This is a genomic window from Streptomyces sp. Z423-1, from assembly GCF_013009255.1.
GTDB classification, from domain to species: domain Bacteria; phylum Actinomycetota; class Actinomycetes; order Streptomycetales; family Streptomycetaceae; genus Streptomyces; species Streptomyces gossypiisoli.
On sequence record NZ_CP053109.1, the window covers coordinates 2,296,357 to 2,322,558 of the forward strand.

The 26,202-nt window shown below is 70.3% G+C and carries 19 protein-coding genes; 10 read left to right on the top strand and 9 right to left on the bottom strand.

All coding sequences use genetic code 11. The annotated features are described in order from the left end of the window. Positions 1-413 precede the first annotated feature (413 nt). The 7 genes from HJD23_RS10365 (at position 414) to HJD23_RS10390 (ending at position 7,119) form a co-directional block, all read left to right on the top strand. Complete coding sequence (locus HJD23_RS10365; RefSeq protein ID WP_171114376.1) at positions 414-929, top strand: hypothetical protein; 516 nt, start codon at positions 414-416, stop codon at positions 927-929. A gap of 103 nt (positions 930-1,032) precedes the next feature. Then, positions 1,033-3,345, top strand: coding sequence for a hypothetical protein (locus tag HJD23_RS10370; RefSeq protein WP_171114375.1), 2,313 nt, complete (start codon positions 1,033-1,035; stop codon positions 3,343-3,345). A gap of 111 nt (positions 3,346-3,456) precedes the next feature. After that, the gene (locus HJD23_RS10375; RefSeq protein ID WP_171114374.1) at positions 3,457-3,981 is read left to right on the top strand and encodes a hypothetical protein; all 525 of its coding nucleotides are present in this window, start codon (positions 3,457-3,459) and stop codon (positions 3,979-3,981) included. A gap of 456 nt (positions 3,982-4,437) precedes the next feature. Next, positions 4,438-5,040 (top strand): transposase, encoded by a 603-nt coding sequence (locus tag HJD23_RS10380; RefSeq protein WP_171114373.1) that lies wholly within the window; start codon positions 4,438-4,440, stop codon positions 5,038-5,040. A 128-nt stretch (positions 5,041-5,168) separates the two neighbouring features. Beyond that, a complete protein-coding gene (locus HJD23_RS43035; RefSeq protein ID WP_206352695.1) occupies positions 5,169-5,576 on the top strand; it encodes a transposase family protein in 408 nt (135 codons plus the stop codon). Continuing rightward, the gene (locus tag HJD23_RS10385; RefSeq protein WP_206352696.1) at positions 5,510-6,481 is read left to right on the top strand and encodes an ISL3 family transposase; all 972 of its coding nucleotides are present in this window, start codon (positions 5,510-5,512) and stop codon (positions 6,479-6,481) included. Before HJD23_RS43035 ends, HJD23_RS10385 begins: the two co-directional genes overlap by 67 nt. A gap of 14 nt (positions 6,482-6,495) precedes the next feature. Then, positions 6,496-7,119, top strand: coding sequence for a transposase (locus tag HJD23_RS10390; protein ID WP_171117763.1), 624 nt, complete (start codon positions 6,496-6,498; stop codon positions 7,117-7,119). Positions 7,120-7,191: 72 nt separating this feature from the next. Here HJD23_RS10390 and HJD23_RS10395 read toward each other — a convergent pair whose 3' ends face one another. From HJD23_RS10395 to eccB, 3 genes are all read right to left on the bottom strand, one after another. Then, positions 7,192-7,803, bottom strand: a complete 612-nt coding sequence (locus HJD23_RS10395; protein WP_171117765.1) for a hypothetical protein — start codon at positions 7,801-7,803, stop codon at positions 7,192-7,194. Further along, positions 7,797-8,993 (bottom strand): type VII secretion-associated serine protease mycosin, encoded by a 1,197-nt coding sequence (gene mycP, locus HJD23_RS10400; RefSeq protein ID WP_232107615.1) that lies wholly within the window; start codon positions 8,991-8,993, stop codon positions 7,797-7,799. The genes HJD23_RS10395 and mycP overlap by 7 nt, the downstream gene beginning before the upstream one ends. Before the next feature lie 97 nt (positions 8,994-9,090). Then, positions 9,091-10,617: a type VII secretion protein EccB gene (gene eccB, locus HJD23_RS10405; RefSeq protein ID WP_171117770.1), complete on the bottom strand. Its 1,527-nt coding sequence runs from the start codon at positions 10,615-10,617 to the stop codon at positions 9,091-9,093. Positions 10,618-10,823: 206 nt separating this feature from the next. Here eccB and eccE point away from each other — a divergent pair, with 206 nt between their 5' ends. The 3 genes from eccE (at position 10,824) to HJD23_RS10420 (ending at position 16,141) form a co-directional block, all read left to right on the top strand. Further along, a complete protein-coding gene (gene eccE, locus HJD23_RS10410; RefSeq protein WP_171117772.1) occupies positions 10,824-12,152 on the top strand; it encodes a type VII secretion protein EccE in 1,329 nt (442 codons plus the stop codon). Positions 12,153-12,160: 8 nt separating this feature from the next. Continuing rightward, positions 12,161-12,931 carry a hypothetical protein gene (locus tag HJD23_RS10415; protein WP_171119187.1) on the top strand — a complete coding sequence of 257 codons (771 nt, stop codon included), beginning with the start codon at positions 12,161-12,163 and terminating at the stop codon, positions 12,929-12,931. 267 nt (positions 12,932-13,198) lie between these two features. Next, on the top strand, positions 13,199-16,141 hold the full coding sequence (locus HJD23_RS10420; protein ID WP_171134010.1) for an SCO5717 family growth-regulating ATPase: 2,943 nt from the start codon (positions 13,199-13,201) through the stop codon (positions 16,139-16,141). Positions 16,142-16,234: 93 nt separating this feature from the next. On the opposite strand, the gene HJD23_RS10425 is transcribed toward HJD23_RS10420, so the two are convergent. From HJD23_RS10425 to infB, 6 genes are all read right to left on the bottom strand, one after another. Beyond that, a complete protein-coding gene (locus tag HJD23_RS10425; RefSeq protein ID WP_171108853.1) occupies positions 16,235-17,191 on the bottom strand; it encodes a bifunctional riboflavin kinase/FAD synthetase in 957 nt (318 codons plus the stop codon). 123 nt (positions 17,192-17,314) lie between these two features. Next, positions 17,315-20,914, bottom strand: a complete 3,600-nt coding sequence (locus HJD23_RS10430; protein WP_171108856.1) for a trypsin-like peptidase domain-containing protein — start codon at positions 20,912-20,914, stop codon at positions 17,315-17,317. Between the two features lie 280 nt (positions 20,915-21,194). Next, a complete protein-coding gene (gene truB, locus HJD23_RS10435) occupies positions 21,195-22,100 on the bottom strand; it encodes a tRNA pseudouridine(55) synthase TruB (protein WP_171108857.1) in 906 nt (301 codons plus the stop codon). After that, the gene (rbfA, locus tag HJD23_RS10440) at positions 22,097-22,543 is read right to left on the bottom strand and encodes a 30S ribosome-binding factor RbfA (protein ID WP_171108859.1); all 447 of its coding nucleotides are present in this window, start codon (positions 22,541-22,543) and stop codon (positions 22,097-22,099) included. The genes truB and rbfA overlap by 4 nt, the downstream gene beginning before the upstream one ends. 40 nt (positions 22,544-22,583) lie before the next feature. Continuing rightward, positions 22,584-22,877 carry a DUF503 domain-containing protein gene (locus HJD23_RS10445; RefSeq protein ID WP_171111457.1) on the bottom strand — a complete coding sequence of 98 codons (294 nt, stop codon included), beginning with the start codon at positions 22,875-22,877 and terminating at the stop codon, positions 22,584-22,586. Between the two features lie 162 nt (positions 22,878-23,039). Next, positions 23,040-26,105, bottom strand: coding sequence for a translation initiation factor IF-2 (gene infB / locus HJD23_RS10450; protein WP_171108860.1), 3,066 nt, complete (start codon positions 26,103-26,105; stop codon positions 23,040-23,042). Positions 26,106-26,202 lie beyond the last annotated feature (97 nt).

The following is a 26,202-nucleotide window of genomic DNA, read 5'->3' on the forward strand; positions in this document are numbered from 1 at the left end:
TTTGCCACTCTAGTCAACTTGTACAACGGGCCCAAGCACGCAGGTTCTGACTCAGCCACAATGTTGACGCACGGACCATGGTTTGACCGATTTGCCGCTTCGCTGAGGCACGGCCCGCCCGCTGACAGCGGACACTTTGCGATCCTCGCAGAGCTTCTCCGTGCGATGGGTCTGCATCGCAACTGCTCGCCTCTCGGGGCTTGCCCATCTGCGCAGTTGCTACACACGCTGCTGGCTCCGAACGCCTCTCTTTCAAGCCTCCACGCCGGACAGACCACCCATAACTGGCCTGGCCCAGGTCTGCCCTCTATCAGGTTGCTAAGTTGGCCACAACTACAGCATCGGAACCAGGGCATCCATCTGACACGAGCTCCGGCAGCCGAGCAGAGCAGCACGGGGGAAGGGGTCCACCCATGGCGTGGGACGAGTGGGAACAGCTCAAGTCTGAGGCTGCCGAGCGGCAGTCGGCGCAGATGCAGTTGAACCAGCTCGACCCGGGCGACGGGTCGCCGGGGACGGCCGGAGGTCCGAGCACGTACGGCGATCTGGAGGTCCCGAACGCCTCGCTCACCAAGATCAGCAAGTCCGCGCACACCCTCTACAACGAGTTGTGGGACAGGGCTCGTGTCGCCGTTCCCACCAGCGACTCGGCGGCCAGTGATCTGTCGAAGCAGGGCTTCGCGCTCGGAGCCGGATTGCAGCATGTATCGAACCGGTGGGAACAGCAGCTCAAATCCTTGATGGACGCCTGCGCGCAGATCACGAATCATTTGCAGCGCACCAAGAACATCCACGCCAGTGACGACAACTACATCGTGCGCCAGATGAGCAGCATCGCCACCCTTGACGCCGGCTTCGACGAGCGCGTGGGGCAGCCCGGCGAGAAGAACCCGATCTACGGGGACAAGAAGGAGAAGAAGGAAGAGTAGCGGCGGACGGGATGGACGACGACGATTGCCGTCGCATCCCCGGACCGACACGACCCCACCGACTCACTCAGCCGCTGCTCGACACCTCTGGGGATAGGGACCGATGGACCTCGACACTCTGCGCAACGCCAACTTCAAGCTGCTCGACGATGCTGTCAAGGACTGGTCGACCCTGGTCACGCACCTTGAGACGTTGAAGAAGGACGCCGAGGACGAACTGCACCAAGCCGCGAACAAGGCAGATTGGGCCGGTGTGAACTCTCAGGTGACCAAGGAGTTCATCGGTAAGACGGCCGGCGAGTTCAGCGATGCGCACACCCAGGCCACGACCATCCACAAGATCCTGGACGACACGCGGAGCGAGCTGAAGAAGTATCACCAGGACCTCGTGGATGCCATCGAGGGCGGCCGGAAGAACAATCTGACGGTCATCGGTTACGAGGGTGGATTCACCGTCACCACGAATGTACCGCCGGAGGGGCGGGCGCAACAGGACAAGGACAACCAGGCCGAGATCACCGCGCTCCGCGACCAACTCCAGAGGATTTTGGATAAGGCGACCGAGAGCGACAACTCGGCCAAGACGGTCCTGCAGGCCATCGCCGACCAGAGCAAGCTCGGCTTCTCGGACGCCTCGTACAAGGACCGGGACAGCGCCGCCGAGGCCATCAAGCAGGCCGACGCGTTGGCCAAACTGGCGCGGAAAGACCCCAAGGACCTCACACCCGAGGAGTTCGACCGGCTTCTCATGGGCCTCAACACGTACGGCAACGACGATCTGTTCGCCGAGCGGTTCGCCACGACGCTCGGCCCGCAGAAGACGCTGGAGTTCTGGATCGGGGTCAGCGACCCGCACCGGGGCAACTACGAGCTGGGGCGGCAGCGCCACGAGCAGTTCGACGATCTCCAGCGTGTGCTGGGGACCACGCTCGCCAACGCCACGCAGAGCGACTCAATCACGATGACCGAGTGGAAGCGCACGATGGTCGACATCGGCGACAAGCCGATCTACGGCAACAGCGGCGGCCCCATCGGCTTCCAGGTCATGAGCAACTTGATGCGGACAGGGGACTACGACGACCAGTTCCTGAAGGACTACGGCAACAAGCTCATGGCCACCGAGCGCAAGCTCACCGGCAACGGCGAGCACGCCAACCTGGCGTGGCAGCACACGGGTATGGAACCGTGGCTGAACCGCATCGGCGAGGACAGCGGTTCCGACCCGCTCACCGGCTATCTGAAGGGACTGTCCAACAGTCCTGACGCGGCCACGGACTTCTTCAACCAGGAGTTCATCTCCAGGAGCGACCCGGACAACCCCTTCGAACGGGACAAGGACGGCGACGAGAAGAAGGGCAAGGTCACGCTGTCCAACTTCCAGTACCTCTTCGAGGAGCGGGATTGGCCGAAGGAGACCAACCTCAAGGGCGACGATCTTCACACGGGCCAGAACAACCTCGCGCTGGCGCTGGAGGCGGCCACCACAGGGCACCCGGCGGGCGAGATGCCGACCGCGGACACGCCTGCGCACAGCGCCGACCAAGCCAAGCTCATGCAGAGCATCGTCGCTTCCATCTCGGACAACCCATCACGCCTCATGGACAAGAGCTACATGTCCGACAGCATGGGCCAGATCGCCGCCGAATACATGCCGGATATTCACCGAGCTCTGCACCCCGGCACTGAAGGCGAGGACAAGCTCTTCCCCACCGCAGGTACTGCAGCCAGCCTCAGCGAGGTCGACACCACACGCTTCCTCTACACCGTTGGACGCAATCCGGAGGGCTATGCCGTAGTCAACCTGGGGCAGCACAGCTATACGACTCACCTGATGCACCACCACTTCGACAACCCCAACTCGTACATCAACGACAAGAACTTCTCCGAGCCCGAGAACCTCAGGAAGACCATCGAAGACATCGCCAGGGTCGCCGGCGAGGTCGAAGGCACCATCGGAGCAGGCCGGGCCTATGAAGCCGAAATCGAGGGTGGCAAGAAAGACGCGGATTACAACTCGGCCCTTGAGAATGCTAGTACGTGGGGAGGCGCGGGTATCGGCATTGGTGTCGGATTGATCACCGCCCCGATGACTGGTCCCGGCGGCATCGTCATCGGCGGTGTAGCCGGCACGGCCGCTAACCAAATCATCGGTGCCATCACAGATGGCGCGATGAAGGACAGCGCCGGCGACGTGATTTACCGCAATGGCCAAGATTTGGACGGGACCAAGGAGTCGACTTACCAGCTCGTGGAGATGGCTGCGAAGAAAGCGGGAGACAGCACGGACAACCCGTCACCAATGATCGTTTCCGCCGCGGCGACCGCAGCGGAAGCAGGTTTCAACAATGCAAGTAAGAACGTCCACGACGCGTTTGAGGGCGAGGGCGTACCCAGGCAGCTCGACAAGGAGAACTGAGACGTGAACCTTGCAAGAGGGAAAATTCTGCTTGCCGTTGGAGCTGTCGTAGCGGCAGGCCTCCTAGGGTGCGCAGCATATCTTTTCAAGATTCCCCCGTTTGAGGACCAGGTGGGGGAGATTTCCCAGAGCGCAGTATGTGAATCTCTGGGGCCAGACCACCAGTCGGTAGCTGCGCTCAAGTCTGTGCTGCCCCAGGCGGCCTCCTACACATTCGATGACGAGGTGAACCTGCGCGTGGGTGACCGCGACGATAACTACACCTCGGCGTGCTTCGTCTCCGGCGACGGCGAGGAACTCATGAGTGCACGAACCCAGATGATGCGTGCCGAATCTGCCCAGAGCTGGGTGGGGGACGAAATTGAGCAGTATGCAAAGGACTCAAGTCCGCTCACCTCGTTCGAGGCCGGAGCGAAGGGCGTGGCATCGTCATCGGTGGCCGCCGTCCTCGTACCTTGTGCCTCCGAGGGAAAGATTCCGGGCGGGCAATACAACCTCAGTGTTGTCGTGCAACTGAAGGAGATGGGAGATTCGGAGACTGCCAAAGCCCGTTCAGCACTGATCAAGCTGGCCAAGAATGCAGCTTCGTATGCGCACGGCAAGGCCAAATGTGACATGCCGTCCACGGTGGGCTAACACTCACACCTATCCAATTCGCCGACCGAGCCGACGCACCACTGCGGTAGACGTCCGAGCGTTCGTGGCTGGTTGCGGCAGCAATGCGGTCGAGGCCCGACGAGTCCATCGCCTATCTCCAGGACAAGGCGAAGAAACTCGGCCATGCCCGGCACCTAAAGATCCCAAAGCGGGTCTTCGAACTTGGGCGGTGCGTCATCCCTGGCCGACTGACTGACTGTCACGCTGCGTGAGAGTACCGGGCGTTGGGGGCCGGGCAGCAGGATGCCCGTGGCCATGAGTGATCATTTCTGTTCTCTACGCAGAACGATCATCGGAAGCCACGGGCTTGGACAACGATACGACGTTGCTGCTCGACCTGGACGGCCTGGCCGTCGTGCGGATCGAGCGGCTGGAGAACGGCACTCGCCGGGTGCACCTGGTCACGGCCGACGCGGGGGCGCGGGCCTGCCCCGAGTGTGGGGTGTTCGCCGTGAGGGCCAAGGGCTCGACCCCGTCGCCCGGCCGCGTGACTTGCCCTACGGCGAGCACGGGCTGGAACTGGTGTGGCGCAAGCGCCGCTGGTACTGCACCGAACCCGCCTGCCCGCGCCGGACGTTCACCGAGCAGGTGAGCCAGGTCCCGGCCGGGGCACGGATCACCACCCGGCTGCGGAACGCGGCGGGCCGACGTGTGTGCGACGCCCGGTCCACGGTCATTCAGGCGGTTCGTGACCTGCACCTGTCCTGGCCCCCCGTGATGGACGCCTTCCGCACCGCCGGGCAGGCTGTGACGGCGGCCCCGCTGGAACCGGTCGAGGTGCTGGGGATCGACGAGACTAGGCGCGGGCGCACGCAGTGGCGGCAGAACCCGGACTCTGGCCGCTGGGAGCCGGTCGCCAACCAGTGGCACACCGGCTTCGTCGACGCCTTCGGGGTCCAGGGCCTGCTCGGACAGGTGGAGGGCCGCGCCCCCAGCGACGTGCTGGCCTGGCTGGCCGGCACTCCGATGCCGTGGCGTCGGCAGATCCGCTTCGTCGCCATCGACATGTCCGGGTCTTCGAAGTTGAGCGGGGTGTGACGGCGGGTGGCCTGCCGCGTCGTCACGGGACGTGCTAGTCAGGCGAGTTGGCCCTGAATGCAGGAAGCCCGCGGTCGTGGGTGATCATGACTGTTCTCTACGCAGCTTGATCACCTGGACACACGGGCTTGGACAACAATACGACGTTGCTGCTCGACCTGGACGGCCTGGCCGTTGAGAAGGTCGAGCGGCTCGCGGACGGCACCCGGCGGGTGCACCTGACCACCGCGGACGAGGCCGCGCGGGCCTGCCCCACCTGCGGGGTATTCGCCGTACGCGTCAAGGGTTTCGTGCAGACCCGCCCACGCGATCTGCCCTACGGCAAGCGGAAACTGGAGCTGGTGTGGCGCAAACGCCGCTGGTACTGCACCGAGCCGGGCTGCCCGCGCCGGACCTTCACCGAGCAGGTGAGCCAGGTCCCGGCCGGGGCAAGGATCACCGAGCGGCTGCGCCGCGCGGCCGGGCGGCGGTGCGTGACGCCGGTTCCACGGTCGTCCAGGCGGCCCGGGACCTGGGCCTGTCCTGGCCCACGGTGATGGATGCCTTCCGCACCGCCGGGCAGGCGGTGACAGCTGCGGCCCTCGAACCGGTCGAGGTCCTCGGGATCGACGAGACCCGCCGCGGCCGCACGCAATGGCGCCAGAACCCGGAAACCAGCAGGTGGGAACCGGCCGCAGACCGCTGGCACACCGGCTTCGTTGACGCTTTCGGCGTCCAGGGCCTGCTCGGGCAGGTGGAGGGCCGCGCACCCTCGGACGTGCTGGCCTGGCTGGCCACCACCCCGTTGGAGTGGCGCCGGCAGATCCGCTACGTCGCGATCGACATGTCCCCCGGCTACCGGGCCGCGATCCGCACCGGCCTGCCGCACGCCACCGTCGTGGTCGACCACTTCCACGTGGTCCAGCTCGCCAACAAGATGCTCAACATCGTCCGGCGCCGGACCACCGCCGCCCTGCGCGGACGGCGCGGACGGGCCTGCGACCCAGAGTGGAAGGCCCGGCGCCGGCTCCTGCGCAACCGCGAGGACCTCACCGATGCCCAGTTCAGCACCATGTGGAACGCACTGATCGACGCCGGGACCATCGGGATGACACTGCTGACCGCCTGGATCGCCAAAGAACGGCTGCGGGACCTGCTCGCCTGCGCCCGCACCGGCGCCGACCACCACCGCATCGGCCACCTGCGGTGGAAGTTCCTTACCTGGTGCGCCGACTCCGAGATCCCCGAAGTCCGCCAACTCGCCACCACGGTGGACCGCTGGTGGACCGAGATCGCCGCATTCATCACCACCGGCCACAGCAACGCCAAGAGTGAAGGCATCAACCGCGTGATCAAGCTCGTCGCCCGGGCCGCCCACGGCTTCCGCAACACCGCCAACCAACGCCTACGCACACGCTGCGTCACCACCCGACGAGCCCGCGGATACCTCCACCCCGCCTAAATTCGAAGACCCACATGTCCACCACCTACCGCGCCGCGATCCGCACGGGCCTACCGCACGCCACCGTGGTCGTCGACCATTTCCACGTGGTCCAGGTCGCGAACAAGATGCTGAACATCGTCCGCCGCCGCACCACCGCCACCCTGCGCGGCCGGCGCGGCCGGGCCACCGACCCTGAGTGGAAGGCCCGGCGCCGGCTCCTGCGCAACCGCGACGACCTGACCGACCAGCAGTTCACCAGCATGTGGAACGCGCTCATCGACGCCGGGACCATCGGCATGACTCTGCTGACCGCCTGGATCGTGAAGGAACGGCTGCGCGACCTGCTCGCCACCGCCCGCACCGGCGCCGACCGGCACCGCATCGGCAGGCTCCGATTCAAATTCCTCACCTGGTGCGCGGACTCCGACATCCCCGAAGTCCGTCAGCTCGCCGTCACCGTCGACCGCTGGTGGCCCGAGATAGAAGCATTCATCGCCACCGGCCACAGCAATGCGAAGAGCGAGGGCATCAACCGCATGATCAAGCTCACCGCCCGTGCCGCCCACGGCTTCCGCAACCCCGCCAACCAACGCCTACGCACGCGCTGCGTCACCACCCGCCGAGCCCGTGGACACCTCCGCACCGCTCAACTTTGAAGAGCCCCAAGCCGTCTGAAAGGACAGCGAAGCGAGCAGCCTTCCGTCACCCTGGGCGACGTCGCCTGACGGTCAGCATTCCCCAGTTCGGCTGGACACAGCGAAGGTGTACTTTGGCTTCTTGACCACTGCCGAGTCACCGGACAATCCAGGGGCCACCGTCTCGATGTACCCGTCGTGTGTGCGCTTGACGTGCATGCAGAAGGATGTCCCAGCGCCGTCGGCCGTGATCCGGTATCGGGCCTTGTCGGACGTCGCCTCGCCAATGAACTCGGCGTCCACACCGTACTGGGGTGCGTCGCCGCCGCCGTGCTCGACAACCTCGTCCTCGACCTTCATGGCGTATTCGCCGCCGAAGTCGACCGAGGCGCCGTCGTCCAACGGGCCGCCATAGGTGAAACTGCCGTCCAGAGCCTCCGTAGCGCCCTGTACCGCGCTGGTCAACTCATCGTCGCTCCACTTCGAGTCGTCCTCGACGCCCAGGCCTTGGACGCCAGAGACGACGCAGGCCACCGCCACTCCGATCAGGGTGATGCGGGCGACCACGAACGCCGCGTCGGGGATCTCGGGGGCGGAGGGGTTGACGGATTCCCTCCATCTCCGGACACGGTCCGCCTTCAGGCAGGCCATCAGGATCAGCAGGGCAGACAGGACGAAGAGCGTGATGGAGAGCTCCGTCAGCATGCCGGGCCTCCCAGGCCCCGCCGCCGACGCCGCGCATCCCGTACCGCCACCGCCGTCCCCCCGAGGCCCGCGACCAGGACCAGGCCTCCGACGACCACGTACGTGCCCAGGCGGATGTTGCGTTCGTCTGGTGTTTCGCCGAAGTGGACCGGGGCGATCGAGGGGGCCCTCGCGCCTTTGAGGTTCTGCTCGGGTTGGGGGGACTCGATCGGGTTGGCCGGGTCGACGTCGGTCAGGGCCTTGACCGGGTCGACCACGCCCCAGCCGACCAGGCGGTCATGGCCGGGGATCGAGCGTTCCGCCGTCTGTTCGATCTGGGCGACGATCTGCTGGGCCGTCCACTTGGGGTACTTGGCCTTCAGCAGGGCGGCCACGCCTGCGACGTAGGGGGCGGAGAAGCTGGTGCCGTTGTCGGAGCAGTGGCCGTTGCCGGGGACCGTGGAGATCATGTCGACGCCCGGGGCCGCCACGCCCACGAATTCGCCGGACTGGGAGAAGGGGGCCCGTTCGTTGTTACGGTCCGAGGAGGCTACGGCCAGGACGCCTTTGTACGACGCCGGGTACGTGATCTTGACGTTGCCGCCGAGGCCGTCGTTGCCGGCCGACGCCACGACGACGATCTCCCGGGAGAAAGCGTAGTTCACAGCCTGCTCCAGGCTCGCGTCGGGTTTGATCGCCTTGGCCGTGTCCTGGGAGATGTTGATGACGTCCGCGCCTACATCCACCGCGTGGCGGATCGAACTCGCCAGGGTGGCCGCCGTTCCGTTGCCCTCGGCGTCGTTCTGCTTGATCGGGATGATCGTGGCCTCGGGGGCCAGACCCACGAAGCCGGTTCCCTGGGCGGGGCGTGCGGCGATGATGCCGGCCACGCGGGTGCCGTGGCCGACGGTGTCCGTGGTGCCGCTCGCGTTGCCGCGTTCGATCTCCTCGCCCTTGCTGTTCTTCGGAGGGAGGAAGTTCTTGCCCTTGGATGCGTCGACGGCCTTGGTGAGCTGGGGGTTCTTGATGTCGACGCCCGTGTCGATCACGGCCACCTGGACGCCCGCGCCCTTCGACTGGGCCCACAGCTCATCAAGGTTGACGCGTTGCAGCGCCCAGGGGCGGCCCTCGTACGGCTGCGAGGGGAAGGTGCACTGGTCGCTGTCGTCCGCCCGTGCCTCGGGGGCCGGGAGGGCGAGTTGCGTCGTCATCGTGAGGGCTGTCGTGGCGAGCAGGGTGGCCACGACCGTGCGGCTCTTGGGCCTCATCTCGCTTGTCTTCAGCATGAGTTCCACCAAGGCCCTTCCGCTAAGAACCCTGCGGCTGCCGCGCCGCCGCCTCCGACAGGCGGGGGCCGGTGGGCAGGAACGTCGACCAGGCCGCGGGGACGGGCGCCGGGGCGACCTTCTCGTAGCCGAGCCTGGTCTGGGCGATCTTGGCCTCGGTCAGTTCCTGCTTGCGCTGCTCGGCGGAGGTGCCGATGCCCTTGTCCTCGGTGGCGCTGTCGCTGTTGGACTGCAGGGCGTAGCGCAGGCCGGTGTCGGTCACCAGGAAGACGCTGCCCGCCTTGGTCTCCTGGCCCTGGAACTGGCGGTAAAGCTGTCCGGAGCCGGGGGTGACGTACGCGCTGGAGGAGCCGGTCGGCAACTGCGCGGGGAAGTCGGTGCCCGCCCAGGTGGACAGGGTCGTCGCGCCGCTCTCGGCGTTCACGGAGCGCAAGACGTTGCAGACGGCGTTACGGCCGGTGGTGGTGCTGGTGCCGTTGTTGACCGTCTTCGGCCTGTACGTCGGCCACTTCCTGTCGCCGAGGAAGGTCGTGCTGTCGGCCACCGCGCCGGGGCTGACCTGCTGCGCCTCGCCGGTCTGGCCGACCGCGACGAGGGCGCCACTGTTGAGCAGGAGCGTGGAGGTGAACTCGGTGATCCGGGCGACCTCGCCGGGGAGGACGACGTAGTACTGCATGCGCGAGCCGTCGTAGGCCTTGATGACCATGCCGACCTTGTCGTACTTGCCGAGCATGTCGGACGCACCGGCATCGGCGCCGGGCGTGCCCTTGATCGACGGGATCGACAGGGGGTCGCCCTTGTGCAGGGTGTCGAGCCAGTCCTGGGAGACGCGCTGCGGGGCGCGGCCCTGGGTGTCGAGGGCTTTGAGGAGTTCGTTGTCTGTGGGGTCCTCGAGCGGGTAGGCGTAGCCGCGAGAGTCGACGACGTACCGCGTCTTGCCGTCCGGGCCGACGACGTACATCAGGTCGCCCCCGGAGAGCTTGTTGCTGCCCTCGGTCTTCGACCACTCCTTCTCGGCCAGGACGAACGCCGCCTTCTGGATGGCCCGGCCGCCGTCACCGGGGCGCTCGCAGACCGCCCAGCGCTTGGGGGTCTCCGCCTCGTCGGCGGAGGGCAGCCGGTCGGGCGCGTACGGGATGCCGATGGTGGCGCCGTGCGGGGGCTTGCCGCTGTCGAGGACCTTCTCGTCGACGGTGATGATGCTGTTCTTGCCGGGATCCAACAGCAGTTTCGCGGAGGCCATGTTGAGCACCGGGTGCAGCTGCGTCTTGCCGTCCGTCTTCAGTACGACGTAGCGGGTCGTCGAGTCACTGGCGACGATGACATGTTCGCCCGGATTGTCCCAACCCTTGCGTGCGGTGGGGCTGAAGAGGCCGATGGCGCCGAACACCGCGAGGATCACCACGCCGACGACGACACCGGGCCAGACCGCGCTAAGCGGCTTCGGCGCGCCCTCCTCCGAACCCGACGGCGAGGGCCGCAGGAAAGACGCGAGTGTGCGGCGCTTCGCGAAGGTGTAGGCGTTGAGTTCATCGCGGCGTGATGCCATCTGTGTCCGCTCTCTCCCCGTTGCGGAGCCCTGGGGACGGTGAAAGTGCCGTCGCCCGCCCTTGGTTGCCTCTGGTGCCTCGGTTGTCAGACCCGGCCCCTACTATGCCTGTTGCGTGACCGTGCGTTTGTCATGGGTAGGGCGCTCAGGACTCGCAGGAGCGTGTGGACAAGGGTTTTCGGGAGAGATTCGGGGGTTTTGGAGTGATGGCTTCCGCACCGCGGGCCGGGTCGCGATCGCAATCGAGGTCACGATCGGGCAGCGCCGGTCCGGCGGGGTCCCGCGACACCCCTGCCACCGAAGGCGCTGTCACACCGCACCTGAGGGAACGTTCGGGGCGCGCAGGCTCGTTCGCCGTGCAGCGGTTGGTGCTGCTCGAACTGGCGGCGGCGCTCGTGGTGTGCGGCTGGGTGATCGGTACGTACGCGCTGGTTCCGGCCGCCGTGGTCGCCGCGCATCTCGTGGCACTCGCGCTCGTACGGCGCCGAGGGCGCTCGCTGCCCGAGTGGCTGGCCGGCGTGCAGGCCCTGCGCTCCCGCCGCCGCAAGGCCGCGGGCACCCCGGTGCCGCCGGGCACCGACTCTGGGCTGGCCCCCGCCGTCGAGTGCGACCCGAACCTGCGCACCTACAGCTACAACCGCGGCAACGACCGCGACCAACGGCCCGTCGGCATGGTCGGTGACGGCGGGTTCCTTACAGCCGTTCTCCAAGTGGAGGCGGACTTCGGGGCGCTGCGCGCCGAGCGCAGCCGCCGGCCGCTTCCCCTCGCCCTGGTGCGGGACGCACTGGATGTCGACGGAATCCGCCTGGAATCCGCACAGATCGTGCTGCACACCCAGCCCGCGCCCGCCCCGCACCTGCCCCAGCAGTCGGTCGTGGTGACCAACTACCAGCAGCTCCAGGCGCAGACCGCCTCCCCCGCCGTCCGCGTGACGTGGATCGCGCTGAAGCTGGACCCCGAACTGTGCCCGGAGGCGGTGACCGCCCGCGGCGGCGGCCTCGTCGGCGCGCAGAAGTGCCTGGTGCGGTCGGCGGAGCATCTGGCAAGCCGGCTGACGGGCGCCGGATTCCGGGTGAGCGTGCTCACCGAGGACGAGGTGACCGCCGCCATCGCGACCTCCGCCTGCGCCAACCCCATGGTGACCGCCCAGGCCGGGCAGAGCGATGCGCCCCGGCGGCGGACCGAGGAGACCAGTCGCAGCTGGCGCTGCGACAACCGCAGACACACCACGTACTGGGTGCGCCGCTGGCCCGCGCTCGGCGGCTCCGGCACCGGTCTGCCGCAGTTGGTGGCGCAGTTGACCTCCGTGCCCGCACTGGCGACAACGCTCAGCCTGACGCTGGCCAGGGGTGGGCAGCGGGACGTCGCCCTCACTGGGCATGTACGGATCACCGGGCGCAGCAGCACCGAACTTGCCGTCTCGCGGCAGGAGTTGGAACGCGTCGCGCGGCAGACGCGGACCGGACTCGCCCGTCTGGACCGCGAGCAACTGCCCGGAGTCCTCGCCACCCTGCCGCTCGGAGGTGCCCGCTGATGGCCGCCATGACGACATCGACGTCGACGTCGACCGCGTCGTCCCTGACAGGATCCGAGGGCGGCGGCCTCGCGGAGCGGCTGCGCACCGGCTTCGGACTGCTCGGTCCCCGGCACCCGCGGCACACCCTGCCGGTCGATCAGTTCGACGCGCTGTCGCTTCCCATCGGCGACGACGGCGTGGTCGTCGGCGTCACCGCCGAGGGCCAGCCCGCCGTGCTCGGGGTGAACCGTCCCACGCCGTACGACGTGTTGCTGATCGGTGGCCTGTGGACGGCCCAGGTGCTCGCGTTGCGCGCCGCGGCGACGGGCGCGAGGGTCGCCGTCGAGACCGGCCGCGCCCAGCACTGGGCGCAGGTGGTGCAGGCGGTGGGCGGCGGCCAGTCCGGGATGACCGTGCACGACGTTGGCCGGGTTCCTCCGCTCGGCGCCTCGGCAGGCAGCCCGGTCCTGGTGATCCGGGACTGCGGCATGCGGCCGCCACGCGGACGCGTGGTGTCGGCGCCCTGGCAGTCGGTGCTGACGCTGCTGCCCTATCTCAGCCCCGTGGCGCCCCGGTTGATGCGTCAGGCGCGGCTGATCGGAGTGCAGCGGGTGTCGCCGGACGAGGCGGCGGAAGTCGGTCGGGTGATCGGCCTGCCCCGCGCCGAGTACGAACCGCTGCCCACCCTTGGCGACGGCATCACTCTTTGGTGCACTGACGGCGATCGCCAGTACGTGGTCACACAGCCCACGGACGCCGAGATCGGTCTGCTGGGCGTGGCCCGCCGGATGGACTGACCGGGAAGGACGACTGGCGGATCTGTGCCCATGTGACTGTCGATCGACGGCGACCACCCGGCTTTGTGCCGGACGCGCGTCGGGGCGCAGACGCGCCTGCCGTGCCCGCCCCTTTCTTGATTAGGCTGGGGCGGGGCACGTAGCGAGTACCCGGCACAGGGTGATGCGCGTTCCGGGGGTGACCCGGGGGGACCGCCCTGTGAATCGAACGACAGCAATGGTCGCCCCAGCACGGCATGAGGGTGCTCGACCACACCAGGAGGAATTGTGAGCAGCGATCGGGACGGGATCCGCGGGGGCTGGGCGACGCCCGGCGATGACCAGCCCGACGCGGAGGCGGCCGTCGACATGACGGGCGAGTTCACCATCGACTATGCGCCGCCTGCCTGGTACACGCAGAACGCGTCCGGGGGCTCGGGGGATTCGGGGCACTCGGCGGATTCGGGTGCTGGTTCGTCCGAGTCTGCGGCTTCTAGGCCTTCCGAGCCTTCTGGGCCTTCTGGGTCTCCTGGGCCTTCTGGAGGTGCTTCCGCTTCTGCGGTGCCCTCGGCGCCCACGCCTCCCTCCCCCTCCACCCCCTCCACCCCCTCCGCGGACTTCGGGCCGTCGGCTCACTCCGCTCCGGCGGCGCCTTTTGCGCCGCCCGCGCCCGTGCCGATGCCTGGAGTGCCGTTCACGCCGCCTGCGCCCGCTCCCGAGCCGGGGGTTCCCTTCCCGCCGCCGCCCGTGTCGTCGAGCGGGGAGTCCGGAGGTGTGCCCAGGCTTCCCGAGGGGAGTGGGTTCGAGCCCCAGCCGCCGGTCGCCCCTGCACCGGACGCTCCCAAGGCTTCCGAGGAGGCCGAGTCCGGGAACGGGGACCTGGAGAGCGGCGCCACCATGCGGTTCTCCGCGGCCTCTCTGAAGCAGGAGATCGCCGACCTCTCGGCCGCGGCCGACGCGGCTGCCGACGCCGAGGCCAAGGCTGACGCGCGGCCCGAGGGTGAGCCGGAGGAGGCGGGCGCCACCGAGCACGGTGACGTCGACACCGACGACGGTCCCGGCGCCGACGCCGGCGCCGACCTGGCCGAGTCAGCCGAGTCAGAGGCCTCCGCCGACGGGACGGAAGACACCGCTTCCACCGACGCCGAGTCCAGCGATGCGGCCGACCCGGCCGAGCCGGAATCCTCCGACGCGGCGCCGCACGACCACGCTCCCCAGGACAACACCCCCCAGGCCGACGCACCGGCCACGCCCGAGGCGCCCTCGGCCTGGACTCCCCCGCCCGCCCCGCAGACCGGGGTTCCGCCGCTGCCGCCGTCGTACCAGCCTGCGGCCCCGGCCCCCGCCGCCCAGTGGCCCGCACAGCCGCAGCCCCAGCCGCAGCAGCCGGACCCGAGCACGCCCTCCACGCAGCCGCAGCCCCAGCCGACCGCCGCGCATGGCCAACCGCTCCTGCCTCCGCAGCAGCCGCCCTTCCAGCACCAGCCGCCGCAGCCCGCATGGACCCCGCCGACCCAGGCACCGGACCCCAACACCCCCAACCCCCAGCAGCCGGCCATCCCCGACCCCAACGCCCAGCAGGGCTACGGCTTCCCGCACCCCGGCACCCCCAACGCCCAGGGCGGTTACGGCTTCCCCCACCCCGGCGTCCCCACCCCCCAGGGCGGCTACGGCTTCCCCCAGCCACCGGCGCAGCACCAGGCACAGCACCAGGCCCCCCACCCCGGCATCCCCGCGCAGCCCGACGCCCAGAACCCACACAACGCCCACACCCCGCAAAACCCGCAAATCCCGGCCCAGTCCCCCACTGGCGCCCCCCAGGGATTCCCCCAGCCCCCGCACCAGCCCCAAGCTCAGCCCCAACACCCACACCAAACCCAACCCCCACACCAGGCCCAGTCCCAGCCTCACCCCCACCAACCCCCCACCCCACCCGCAGACCCCCGCCTCGGCACCGCCTGGCCGCAACCCCTCCAGCACGACCAGCGCCAGCCCACCAACCCCGGTGCCGCGCCGCTCGGTTACACCGCGGCCGTAGAGCTGTCCTCCGACCGGCTGCTCAACAACAAGAAGCAGAAGGCGAAGAGCGGACGTCCGGGCGCGGCCGTCTCCCGGTTCAAGTTGGGCGGCAAGAAGGAGGAGGCCGAGCGTCAGCAGAAGTTGCAGTTGATGCGGACGCCGGTGCTGTCCTGCTACCGCATCGCCGTGATCAGCCTCAAGGGCGGCGTCGGCAAGACCACGACGACCACCGCCCTCGGTTCCACCCTCGCCACCGAGCGCCAGGACAAGATCCTCGCGATCGACGCCAACCCGGACGCCGGTACGCTCGGCCGCCGCGTCCGCCGGGAGACCGGGGCCACCATCCGTGACCTGGTCCAGGCGATCCCGTACCTCAACTCGTACATGGACATCCGGCGGTTCACCTCCCAGGCCCCCTCCGGCCTGGAGATCATCGCCAACGACGTCGACCCTGCCGTCTCGACGACCTTCAACGACGAGGACTACCGGCGCGCGATCGACGTACTCGGCAAGCAGTACCCGATCATCCTCACCGACTCCGGTACCGGCCTGCTCTACAGCGCCATGCGCGGTGTGCTCGACCTCGCCGACCAGCTCATCATCATCTCGACGCCGTCCGTGGACGGTGCGAGCAGCGCCAGTACGACGCTGGACTGGCTGTCCGCGCACGGGTACGCCGACCTGGTCTCACGTTCCATCACCGTCATCTCCGGCGTCCGTGAGACCGGCAAGATGATCAAGGTCGAGGACATCGTGGCGCACTTCGAGACGCGGTGCCGGGGCGTCATCGTCGTGCCGTTCGACGAGCATCTCGCCGCCGGTGCCGAGGTCGACCTCGACATGATGCGGCCGAAGGTGCGGGAGGCGTACTTCAACCTCGCGGCCATGGTCGCCGAGGACTTCGTACGCCATCAGCAGATGCACGGCCTGTGGACCAGCGACGGCAACCCGCCCCCGGTCGCCGCCCCGCCGATGCCGGGCCAGCCGTTGCCCAGCCAGCCCATGCCAGGACAGCCGATGCCTGGCCAGCCGCCCATGCCGGGCCAGCCCATGCCCGGCCAGCAGTACGCCCCCGGCCAGCCCTACCCGCCACAGCCGGGCCAGCCGGGCCAGCCGGGCCACCCCGGACAGCAGGCTCCCCACCCCCAGCACCCGGGCCACGGCTACGGCTACCCCCAGCCCGGTCAGCCCGAAGGCCCGCCCCAGCAGTAGCGAACGGCCGTGAACAACAAGGGCGGCCGGTGCCCACAGGCACCGGCCGCCCTTCACGTCGGAGAAGCTGTCTCGGAAAAGCTGTCGCAGCGGCTATGCCGCCCCCTCCGCCGCCCCAATCAGCTCCCGGCACCGCTTCACATCGTCCGCCATCTGCTCCAGCAGAGCCTGAAGCGTCTCGAACTTCGCCTGCCCCCGCACAAAGGCCAGGAAGTCGACGGCGACATGCAGCCCGTACAGATCCAGCCCCACCCGGTCGATGGCGTACGCCTCCACCGTGCGCTCGGTCCCGTCGAACTGCGGGTTGGTGCCCACGGAGATCGCGGCAGGCATCGCCTCGCCGTCCACCACGAGCCACCCCGCGTACACCCCGTCGGCCGGGATCGCGGTGTGCGGCAGCGTCTCGACGTTGGCCGTGGGGAAGCCCAGGTCACGGCCGCGCTGAGCGCCGCGTACGACGACACCCTCGACCCGGTGCGGGCGGCCGAGGATCTCCGCGGCGCCCTCCACGTCCCCCGCGGCCACCAGCCGCCGCGTCAGCGTCGACGAGAACGGCTCGCCGCCGCCCGCATCGCCCGACACGAACAGGTCGACGACCTCGACCTCGAAGTCGTAGACCTTGCCCTGTTCGGCGAGGAACTCCACGTTTCCGGCGGCGCGGTGGCCGAAGCGGAAGTTGGGGCCCTCGACGACCGCCTTGGCGTGCAGCTTGTCGACCAGAACCTTGACGACGAAGTCGGCCGGCGAGAGTTTCGAGAACTCCGCCGTGAAGGGCAGGATCAGCACCGCGTCCACGCCCAGCTCCGCCATCAGTTCGGCGCGGCGATGGTGCGGGGCGAGCAGCGGCGGGTGGCTGCCGGGGCGGACGACCTCGCTCGGGTGCGGGTCGAAGGTGACGACGACGGCGGGGACGCCCAGTTCGTGGGCGCGTTCCACGGCGTGCCGGATGATCAGCTGGTGTCCGCGGTGGACACCGTCGTAGGAGCCGATGGTGACGACGCTGCGCCCCCAGTCCTCGGGGATGTCCTCCAAGCCACGCCAGCGCTGCACTGTGACCGCTCCTCGAACCCGTGTCCGTCTATGCCTCTTACGCAGGTCTAAGGGTGCCATGCCGAGGGGGCCCGGCCCGCACCGGCATGGGGGCTGTGACCCGACGCACGTGCACTCCCGAGGTCATGCGGGAACCCGTCCGCCGACCACCTTCTCGATCATCCTGCGGGTGCTGGGGCCGACCACCGCGGCCCAGTCCTGCGGGGCCTCGTTCAGCCAGTGCGCGACCCGGGCGGCGAAGCCGGGGACCTCGCGGCCGAGGTCGAGGAGGGTGCGGTCGAAACGGGTCGCGCCGGCCGGGGTGCGGACGAGGAGCATGCCGGTGCGATGGACCAGGGCGCGCAGCTCGTCCCCGCCGTGCCGGGCGGCCGTACGCAGCAGGGTTTCCAGCACGGGCGGGGCGTGCTCGTGCACGAGGAGAAAGTCGCACAGTTCGCGGCGCAGGGCGCGGGAGGCGGGCGCGCCGGGCGCGCCGAGGACGGCGGCGAGCGCCACCCGCAGCTGCTCGGGTCCGCCGTTCAGCAGGCCGGTGACCAGCGGGAACAGTACGGTCCTGGCGGCGGGCCCGGCGTCGAGGCGCCGGTCGACGTACGCGGCCACGGGCGCGGCCCGGTCCGGGCGCGGCGTCACGGCATCCCGCACGAGGTCGGCGACCCGCCGCGCCAGCGCCGGAGTCGCCGCGTCGGCCAGCGTGAACAGCGCCTCCACGGCGTCCGGTCGGTGCAGCCGGGCCCGGAAGGCGCCGAGCACCGGCTCCGGGTGGGTGGCCAGGGCGGTCACCAGCGCGCTCGCGGGCAGCTGTGGATCACCGGCCGCGAAGTGCTCGACGGCCCGTGGCAGGTGCCGGGCCCGGGTGTGCGGATCGCGTACGAGGAGGGCGAGCGCCCCGCCGTGCAGGCTGCCGTCGGCGGGGCGGGCGAGCAGGGCGAGGGCGGCGTAGCGCAGCAGCTCGCGGTCGGCCTCGCTGCGGGCGTGCGGCGCGGCGCGCAACCCGTACGCCACCGCCGCGACCCGCCGCGCCCCCCGCTCGTCGTGCGCCCACCGGTCCACGGCCCGACACACGGCGGAGGGCTCCTCCTCGGCGAGCACGCCGAGCAGCTCGTCGCCCCGCCGGTGCCCACTGTCCACCAACGCCTCCATGAGGTCGTCCAGCGCCCGGTGCCGATGCGTGTGCAGCAGCGCCTGCGCGGCCGTAGCCACGGTCGCGTGCGGCGCCGCCGGAAGCGGCCGCTCGTCGTCGAACCAGCGCATGAGATGCGGTTGTACGGCGGTGGGGTCGGCGGCGAGCAGCTGGGCGGCGGCGTCGAGGTAACGGCCCCCGTCGGCCGGGCCGGTGTCGGCGAGGACCAGCCGGCGCAGCAGGTCGAAGCGCTCGCCGTCGGGCAGCACCGGCTCGGTCCAGAAGCCGGGCCCGAACTCCCCCGGCACGGGCCGCCCCCGCCACCGCCAGTCGACGATCGCGTCGGCGAGCAGCCTCAGCACCCGGAGATACGGCATGGCGTCCGGCACCTGGCGCAGCGTCGCGCCGAGCAGCCGGGCGGCCCACCAGGAGCGCGGGTCGTCGTCCAGGGCGTGCACCAGCTCCTCCAGGCGGACGGCGAGGCGGTGCGTGCTGTGCTGTCGGGCGAGCAGGAGCAGGGCCTGCACGACGGGGCCGATGCGGTGGTGCGGGAGGGACGCCGGCGGTTCGGCGTCGGGGGCCCGGCGGTGGTGGACCAGGGCGCGCAGGGCCTCGTCCAGGTCGAGGTGCGTGCCCTGGAGCCAGTCGGCCAGTTCCTCGTGGGCGAAGCGGTAGCCGGTGCCGGCCGGGACGAGGAGGCCCTCGGTGAGGACGGCGGACGCCCAGTCGGTGCCGCCGCCGAGCCGGGCCGGGCCCCGGGGGAACAGCGCCTCGAACGCCTCCCGGTCCAGCTCCCCCTGCCCGGGCCCGAGGCTGCGCCGGGCGGCCTCGTGCACCTGCCCGGCCACCTTCGCCGCCAGCCGTCGTACGGCGGTGCCGCGCAGTTCGTCCTCGGCGGCGAGCCGTACGGCCACGCGCAGGCACATCAGGTCCAGGTGAGCGGCGAGAACGTCGTGCCGGTCGAGCGGGCCATCGAGCCGGGCGTCCGGGACAGCGGCGAGGATCTCGGAGAGAAGGCGGAGGGTGAGGGGGTGGCGGGCGTCGGTGGCGGCGAGGGCGCCTTCGGGCAGGTCGTACGTCGCGCGGGCGCGGCGGGCCTCGTCCTCGTCGAGGTCACCGAGGGGGACGCAGGGCGGCAGGCCACCGGGCTGTCGCGCGCCCGGGTACAGGCACTCCTCGGGAAACTCCGCCCCCGCCCGCTCCCAGTACTCCGCCCGGCACGCCACGACCAGCCGCACCCCTGTGTCCCGAAGCCACCGCACGGTCCCCTCGGTCCACTCGGGGAGACGATGGGCCAGAGCCGGAGGCATCTCCTCGGGACTGTCGAGAAGCAGGAGCAGGGGGCGCCCGGCGGCACGGGCGAGCGCGGCCAGGCGTTCGGGGCCGGTGTCACCGAGAGGGGCACCGTCGGCGGCACCAAGAGAAGGCCCGCCAAGAGAAGGCCCGCCAAGAGGAGCCCCGTCAACAAGGGCTCCGTCGAGCAAGGTCCCATCAAGAGGGGCCCCGTCGAGCAAGGCCCCGTCATGAACGACGCCGTCATGAACGACTCCGTCATGTAGGGCCCCGCCAACCAACCCCCCACCCTCAGCCGCCGCCACACCCCGGGCCGCCCGGCTCAGCGCCCGCCGAACCGCGTCCCCCACCGACCGGTCCTCCTCCCTCAGATCGGCCCCCCGCAGCCACACCGTCGGCGCCGGTTCCGCACCCCGGCCGCGCCGGGCGGCAAGCGCCGCGAGTTCCGTCGTACGACCGCTGCCCGGCGGCCCGACGAGCCCGAGGACGGCGGCCGGCCCCTCGGCGAACGCGGCGAACTCCCGTACCACCGCCGCTCGTTCAACCGGCGCGACGGCCCCTTCCCCGCCGAGGTGACCTGCCGACGCCTCCGGCGGACCGTCCTGCGCCACCGCCGTGGCCGTCAGTTCGAGCACCCCGGCGAGATTGAGATCAGCCCCGTACGCGGGCACGGTCGTCGCGTTGCGGGCGAGCAGGTCGGCGAGCGGACCGCTCACCGCGGGCCGCAGCGGCACGGCGAACCCCCAGTCCCGCCGGCCGGTGTGCAGCGCGGTTCCGAGCACGGCGATCACGGCACCGGTACCGGCGTCGACCACTGGCCCCCCGGCCGCCCCACCACCCAGCCGCAGCGCGTCCCGCCCGGCTGTGCCGATCGCCAGCTCCAGTACGTCGTCGAGCTGACGGAAGCGATCCGTGGCCGTGTACGTCACACCCGTCACCGCTCCCAGCACCCGCGCCTCACGCCAGCAGCCCGCGGCGATGCGCACGTACGCGCCGGTCTCGACCTCGTCCCGCACGGTGATCGGCAGCGGCTCCACGCCCAGCCCTTCGGTGCGTACGAGGGCCAGGTTCCGCTCCGGCAGCGCGGTGACCGCGTCGGCGGGCACGACATGGCTGATGTCCCCGGCGCGCAGGACCAGCCGGGCCAGTCCGTCGACGGCCTCGTGGCTGGTGAGGACGGTGCCGTGGTGGTCGGCTACGACGCCGGTGCCGCGTGGACGCCCGGCGAGGTCGTGGATACGGACGAGGACGTCGTCGCGCGGGCCGAGCCCGCCGTCCTTCGGTGCGGCCCCCCGGCCTTGTACCGCCATGGTCGAGCCTCCCCGCCGTACCGCCGTACATCTGTGCCCTGAGATCGACGGTAGGGGCGAGATGATCAGGGAAACAGCACGCGTGGCGAACGCGCCCCCTTGCGCTCCCCTGGTTCACTCCGAGCGCCTGCCTGGTCGGGTGAACGGACCGGGGTCGCTGGATACACCCTAGGGGTGGGGGAACCGAGGGGGGACCGTGGAGCGGCGGGAACGCAGAACCCCGTGACCGCCGCTCCACGGGCAAGCCATGACGAGACCGCTCCAGCGGCTTCGGCAGGCGTCAGCCGAAGACGGCGAGGCTCTTGGCCTTGCCGCGCTGTGCCTCCACGAGCGCGAGGAAGCGGCCCTCGGGATCGAAGACGGCCACCGGCCCGGCGCCCGCGTACTCGTCGGGCATGTCGAGCCGCACGCCGTTGGTGAGCAGCCGGGCTCGCCTGCCGTCCACGTCCCAGCGCGGGAACGCGGCCGCGGCCGCCTCGGCGATCGGCATCACGGTCAGCTCCTCCTGGAGCTGCTCCAGGGTGTGGGCCGAGTCGAGCTTGTACGGCCCGACGCGCGTCCGGCGCAGCGCCGTGAGGTGGCCGCCGACGCCCAGGTCGGCGCCGAGGTCACGGGCGAGGGCGCGGATGTAGGTGCCGGAGGAGCAGACCACCGACACGACCAGGTCGAGCACGGGGGTGCCGTCCTCGGCGACGGCGTCCCGGACGTCGTACACACTGAACGACGAGATGGTGACGGGCCTGGCCGGGATGTCGAAGTCCTCGCCCTCCCGGGCCCGCTTGTAGGAGCGCACGCCGTTGATCTTGATGGCGCTGACCTTGGACGGCACCTGCATGATGTCGCCGGTCAGCTTGGCGATCCCGGCGTCGATGGCGTCCCGCGTGGTCTTCGAGGCGTCGACCGATCCCGTGATCTCGCCCTCGGCGTCGTCGGTGACGGTCGTCTGGCCCAGGCGGATCGTGCCCAGGTACTCCTTCTCGGTCAGCGCGAGGTGCCCGAGGAGCTTGGTCGCCTTCTCGACACCGAGGACGAGGACGCCCGTCGCCATCGGGTCGAGGGTGCCGGCGTGGCCGACGCGGCGCGTCCTGGCGATGCCGCGCATCTTGGCGACCACGTCGTGCGAAGTGAAGCCCGACGGCTTGTCGACGATGACAAGGCCGTCGGGCGTGGTGTGCTTCTGGGTCATGCGGTGGTGTCGTCCTCGTCCTCACCCGGCTTCTTGTACGGGTCGGCGTCACCGGCGTAGGTGGCGCCCGCCGAGGCCTCGCGCACCTTCTCGTCGGACTGGCGGGCCTTGTCGAGGAGGTCCTCGATGGTCCGGGCGGTGTCCGGGAGGGCGTCGGCGACGAAGGTCAGCGTCGGCGTGAACTTCACGCCGGCCGCCTTGCCGACCTCGGAGCGCAGGATGCCCTTGGCGCTCTCCAGTCCGGCGGCCGCGGCCGTCCGCTCCTCCTCGTCCCCGTACACGGTGTAGAAGACGGTCGCCTCCCGCAGATCGCCCGTCACCCGGGTGTCCGTGATGGTGATGTGAGAGCCGAGCCGCGGGTCCTTGATCCCGCGCTGCAGCTTCTGGGCCACCACCTCTCGGATGAGGTCCGCCAGCCTCTTGGCACGCGCGTTGTCGGCCACTGGTCCGTCTCCCGTTCTTTCCTGATCTACGTTCTCTGGGTCAGTCGTCGTCGCCGTGGAAGCGGCGCCTGACCGACAGCAGTTCCACCTCTGGGCGCCCGGCGACCAGCCGCTCGCACCGGTCCAGCACGTCGCTCACGTGCGCCGCGTCGGCGGAGACCACCGCCAGGCCGATCTGGGCCCTGCGGTAGAGGTCCATGTGGTCCACCTCGGCCGCGCTCACCGCGTACTTCCGCTGGAGTTCGGCGACGATCGGGCGGACGACGGAGCGCTTCTCCTTCAGCGACCGTACGTCGCCGAGGAGCAGGTCGAAGGACAGCGTCCCCACATACATGTGTAACCGGTTCACCCGCCGGTACGGGATCGATGAAGCCCTCAAGAACGGTACCGCGAGGCCCGCCGGGGGTTCGACCGGGTTTTGCCTGGGGCTGCGCCCCGGCAAACTGCGGTGGCCGACAGGAGCAATGTCCCGTCGGCCACCGCCTACCACGTGCTGTTACGCGCGCGGCTTCTCGCGCATCTCGTACGTCGCGATGACGTCGTCGACCTTGATGTCGTTGAAGTTGCCGAGGTTGATACCGCCCTCGAACCCTTCGCGGATCTCGGTGACGTCGTCCTTGAAGCGACGCAGACCCTCGATGGTGAGGTTCTCCGCGATGACCTTGCCGTCGCGGAGGAGGCGCGCCTTGGTGTTGCGCCGGACCTCGCCGGAGCGGATGAGCACACCCGCGATGTTGCCCAGCTTGGACGAGCGGAAGACCTCGCGGATCTCCGCCGTACCGAGCTCGACTTCCTCGAACTCCGGCTTGAGCATGCCCTTGAGGGCCGCCTCGATCTCCTCGATCGCCTGGTAGATGACCGAGTAGTAGCGGACGTCCACGCCCTCGCGCTCGGCCATCTGCGCGGCACGCCCGGCGGCGCGCACGTTGAAGCCGATCACGATGGCGTCCGAGCCCATCGCCAGGTCGATGTCGGACTCCGTGACCGCACCGACGCCGCGGTGCAGGACGCGGATGTCGACCTCTTCGCCGACGTCGAGCTGGAGCAGCGAGGACTCCAGGGCCTCGACGGAACCAGAAGCGTCACCCTTGATGATCAGGTTCAGCTGCTGGACCTCGCCGGCCTTGAGCACCTTGTCCAGGTCCTCCAGGGAGACCCTGCGGGTGCGCTTGGCGAAGGCCGCGTTGCGCTCGCGCGCCGCGCGCTTCTCGGCGATCTGGCGGGCCGTGCGGTCCTCGTCGACCACGAGGAAGTTGTCGCCGGCGCCCGGGACGTTGGTCAGACCCAGGACCTGGACCGGCGTCGAGGGACCCGCCTCGGCGACGTTGTTGCCGGTGTCGTCGAGCATCGCCCGGACACGGCCGTACGCGTCGCCGACCACCATCGTGTCGCCGACCCGCAGCGTGCCTCGCTGGACGAGGACCGTCGACACGGCACCGCGGCCGCGGTCGAGACGGGACTCGATCGCGATGCCCTGCGCGTCCTGGCTCGGGTTGGCCCGCAGGTCCAGGGCGGCGTCGGCGGTCAGGACGACCGCCTCCAGCAGACTGTCGATGTGCAGGCCCTGCTTGGCGGAGATGTCGACGAACATCGTCTCGCCGCCGTACTCCTCGGCCACCAGGCCGTACTCGGTCAGCTGACCGCGCACCTTGGTCGGGTCCGCGCCCTCGACGTCGATCTTGTTGACCGCGACCACGATCGGCACGTCGGCCGCCTTGGCGTGGTTCAGCGCCTCGACCGTCTGGGGCATCACACCGTCGTTGGCCGCCACCACGAGGATCGCGATGTCGGTCGACTTCGCACCGCGGGCACGCATGGCGGTGAACGCCTCGTGACCCGGGGTGTCGATGAAGGTGATCGCCCGGTCCTCGCCGTTGACCTGGGTCGCGACCTGGTAGGCACCGATGTGCTGGGTGATGCCACCGGCCTCGCCCGCGATGACGTTCGTCTTGCGGATGGCGTCGAGCAGGCGGGTCTTGCCGTGGTCGACGTGACCCATGACGGTCACGACCGGCGGACGGACGACCAGGTCCTCCTCGGAGCCCTCGTCCTCACCGAACTCGATGTCGAAGGACTCGAGCAGCTCGCGGTCCTCCTCCTCCGGGCTGACGATCTGAACCGTGTAGTTCATCTCGTCGGCGAGGAGCTGGAGCGTCTCGTCGGAGACGGACTGCGTGGCCGTGACCATCTCGCCGAGGTTCATCATGACCGCGACGAGCGACGCCGGGTTGGCGTTGATCTTCTCCGCGAAGTCGGTGAGCGAGGCACCGCGCGACAGGCGAATGGTCTCGCCGTTGCCGCGAGGCAGCATCACACCGCCGACCGACGGGGCCTGCATGGCCTCGTACTCCTGACGGCGCTGCCGCTTCGACTTGCGGCCACGACGCGCGGGACCACCGGGACGCCCGAAGGCACCCTGCGTGCCACCACGGCCGCCGGGGCCACCGCCGGGACGGCCGCCGAAGCCGGGACGGCCACCGCCGCCACCGCCGAAGCCGCCGCCACCACCGGGACCGCCGCCACCGGGACGACCGGCGAAACCGCCGCCGCCACCCGGACGGGCGCCGCCGCCACCGGGACGACCGGCGAAACCGCCGCCGCCACCGGGACGACCGCCGCCGCCGGGACGACCGGCACCGGCCGGGCCGCGACCGCCGCCGCCGGGGCCCGGACGCGGGCCGGCAGCGGGACGCTGCGGCATCATGCCCGGGTTCGGACGGGGACCGGCGGGACCGCCGCCGGGACGCGGGGCGCCACCCTGCGGACGCGGCATCGAGCCGGGGCTCGGCCGGGAGCCGCCCGGAGCCTGCGGACGCGGACCGCCGCCCTGGGCACCGGGGCCCTGCGGACGGGGACCGGCGCCGGAGCCACCGGGGCCACCGCCGGGACGCTGGCCCTGCGGACGGGGCGCCTGGGGGCGCGCCATGCCGGTGGAGCCACCGGAGGTGAAGGGGTTGTTGCCCGGGCGCGGACCGGCCGGGCGGGCACCGGGACGCGGCGCGGAAGCGCCGGGACGCTGGCCCTGACCACCGGGGCGCTGGCCCTGACGGTCCTGGCCACCCGGACGGCCGCCGGGCTTGGGGGCACCGGGACGGGCGCCCGGCTTGGGGCCGGATGCTGCGGCCGGGGCCGGGGCCGACGGCGGAGCGGTGAACTCCGGGGCGGCCGGGGCCGGACGCGGCGCGGGCGCGGGCTTCGGGCCCGGCGTCGGACGCGGGCCGGGGGTCGGCGCGGACGCCGGAGCGGCGGGAGCCGCCGGGGCCGCGGGCTGCTGGGCAGCCGGAGGCTTGGGGACGACCGGCTTCGGGGCAGCCGGACGAGCCGCCTGCGCCGGAGAGGGCGCGGCGGGCTTGGGGGCGGCCTTCCGAGGCGCGGGCTTCGCGGCGGACTTGCCGTTGCCACCGCCCTGCTGGAAGGCGTCAGTCAGTTTGCGTACTACGGGCGCCTCGATCGTCGAAGACGCCGATCGGACGAATTCACCGAGCTCCTGGAGCTTGGCCATGACGACCTTGCTCTCGACACCGAACTCCTTGGCGAGTTCGTAGACCCGGACCTTAGCCACTTCGCTCCTTTGAGGTCCGGGTTGCGGCCGGACCGTCGCTAGTTCATGGGCGTACTCATCGCGTACTCATCGAGTGCTCATCGCAATCTCGACCTGC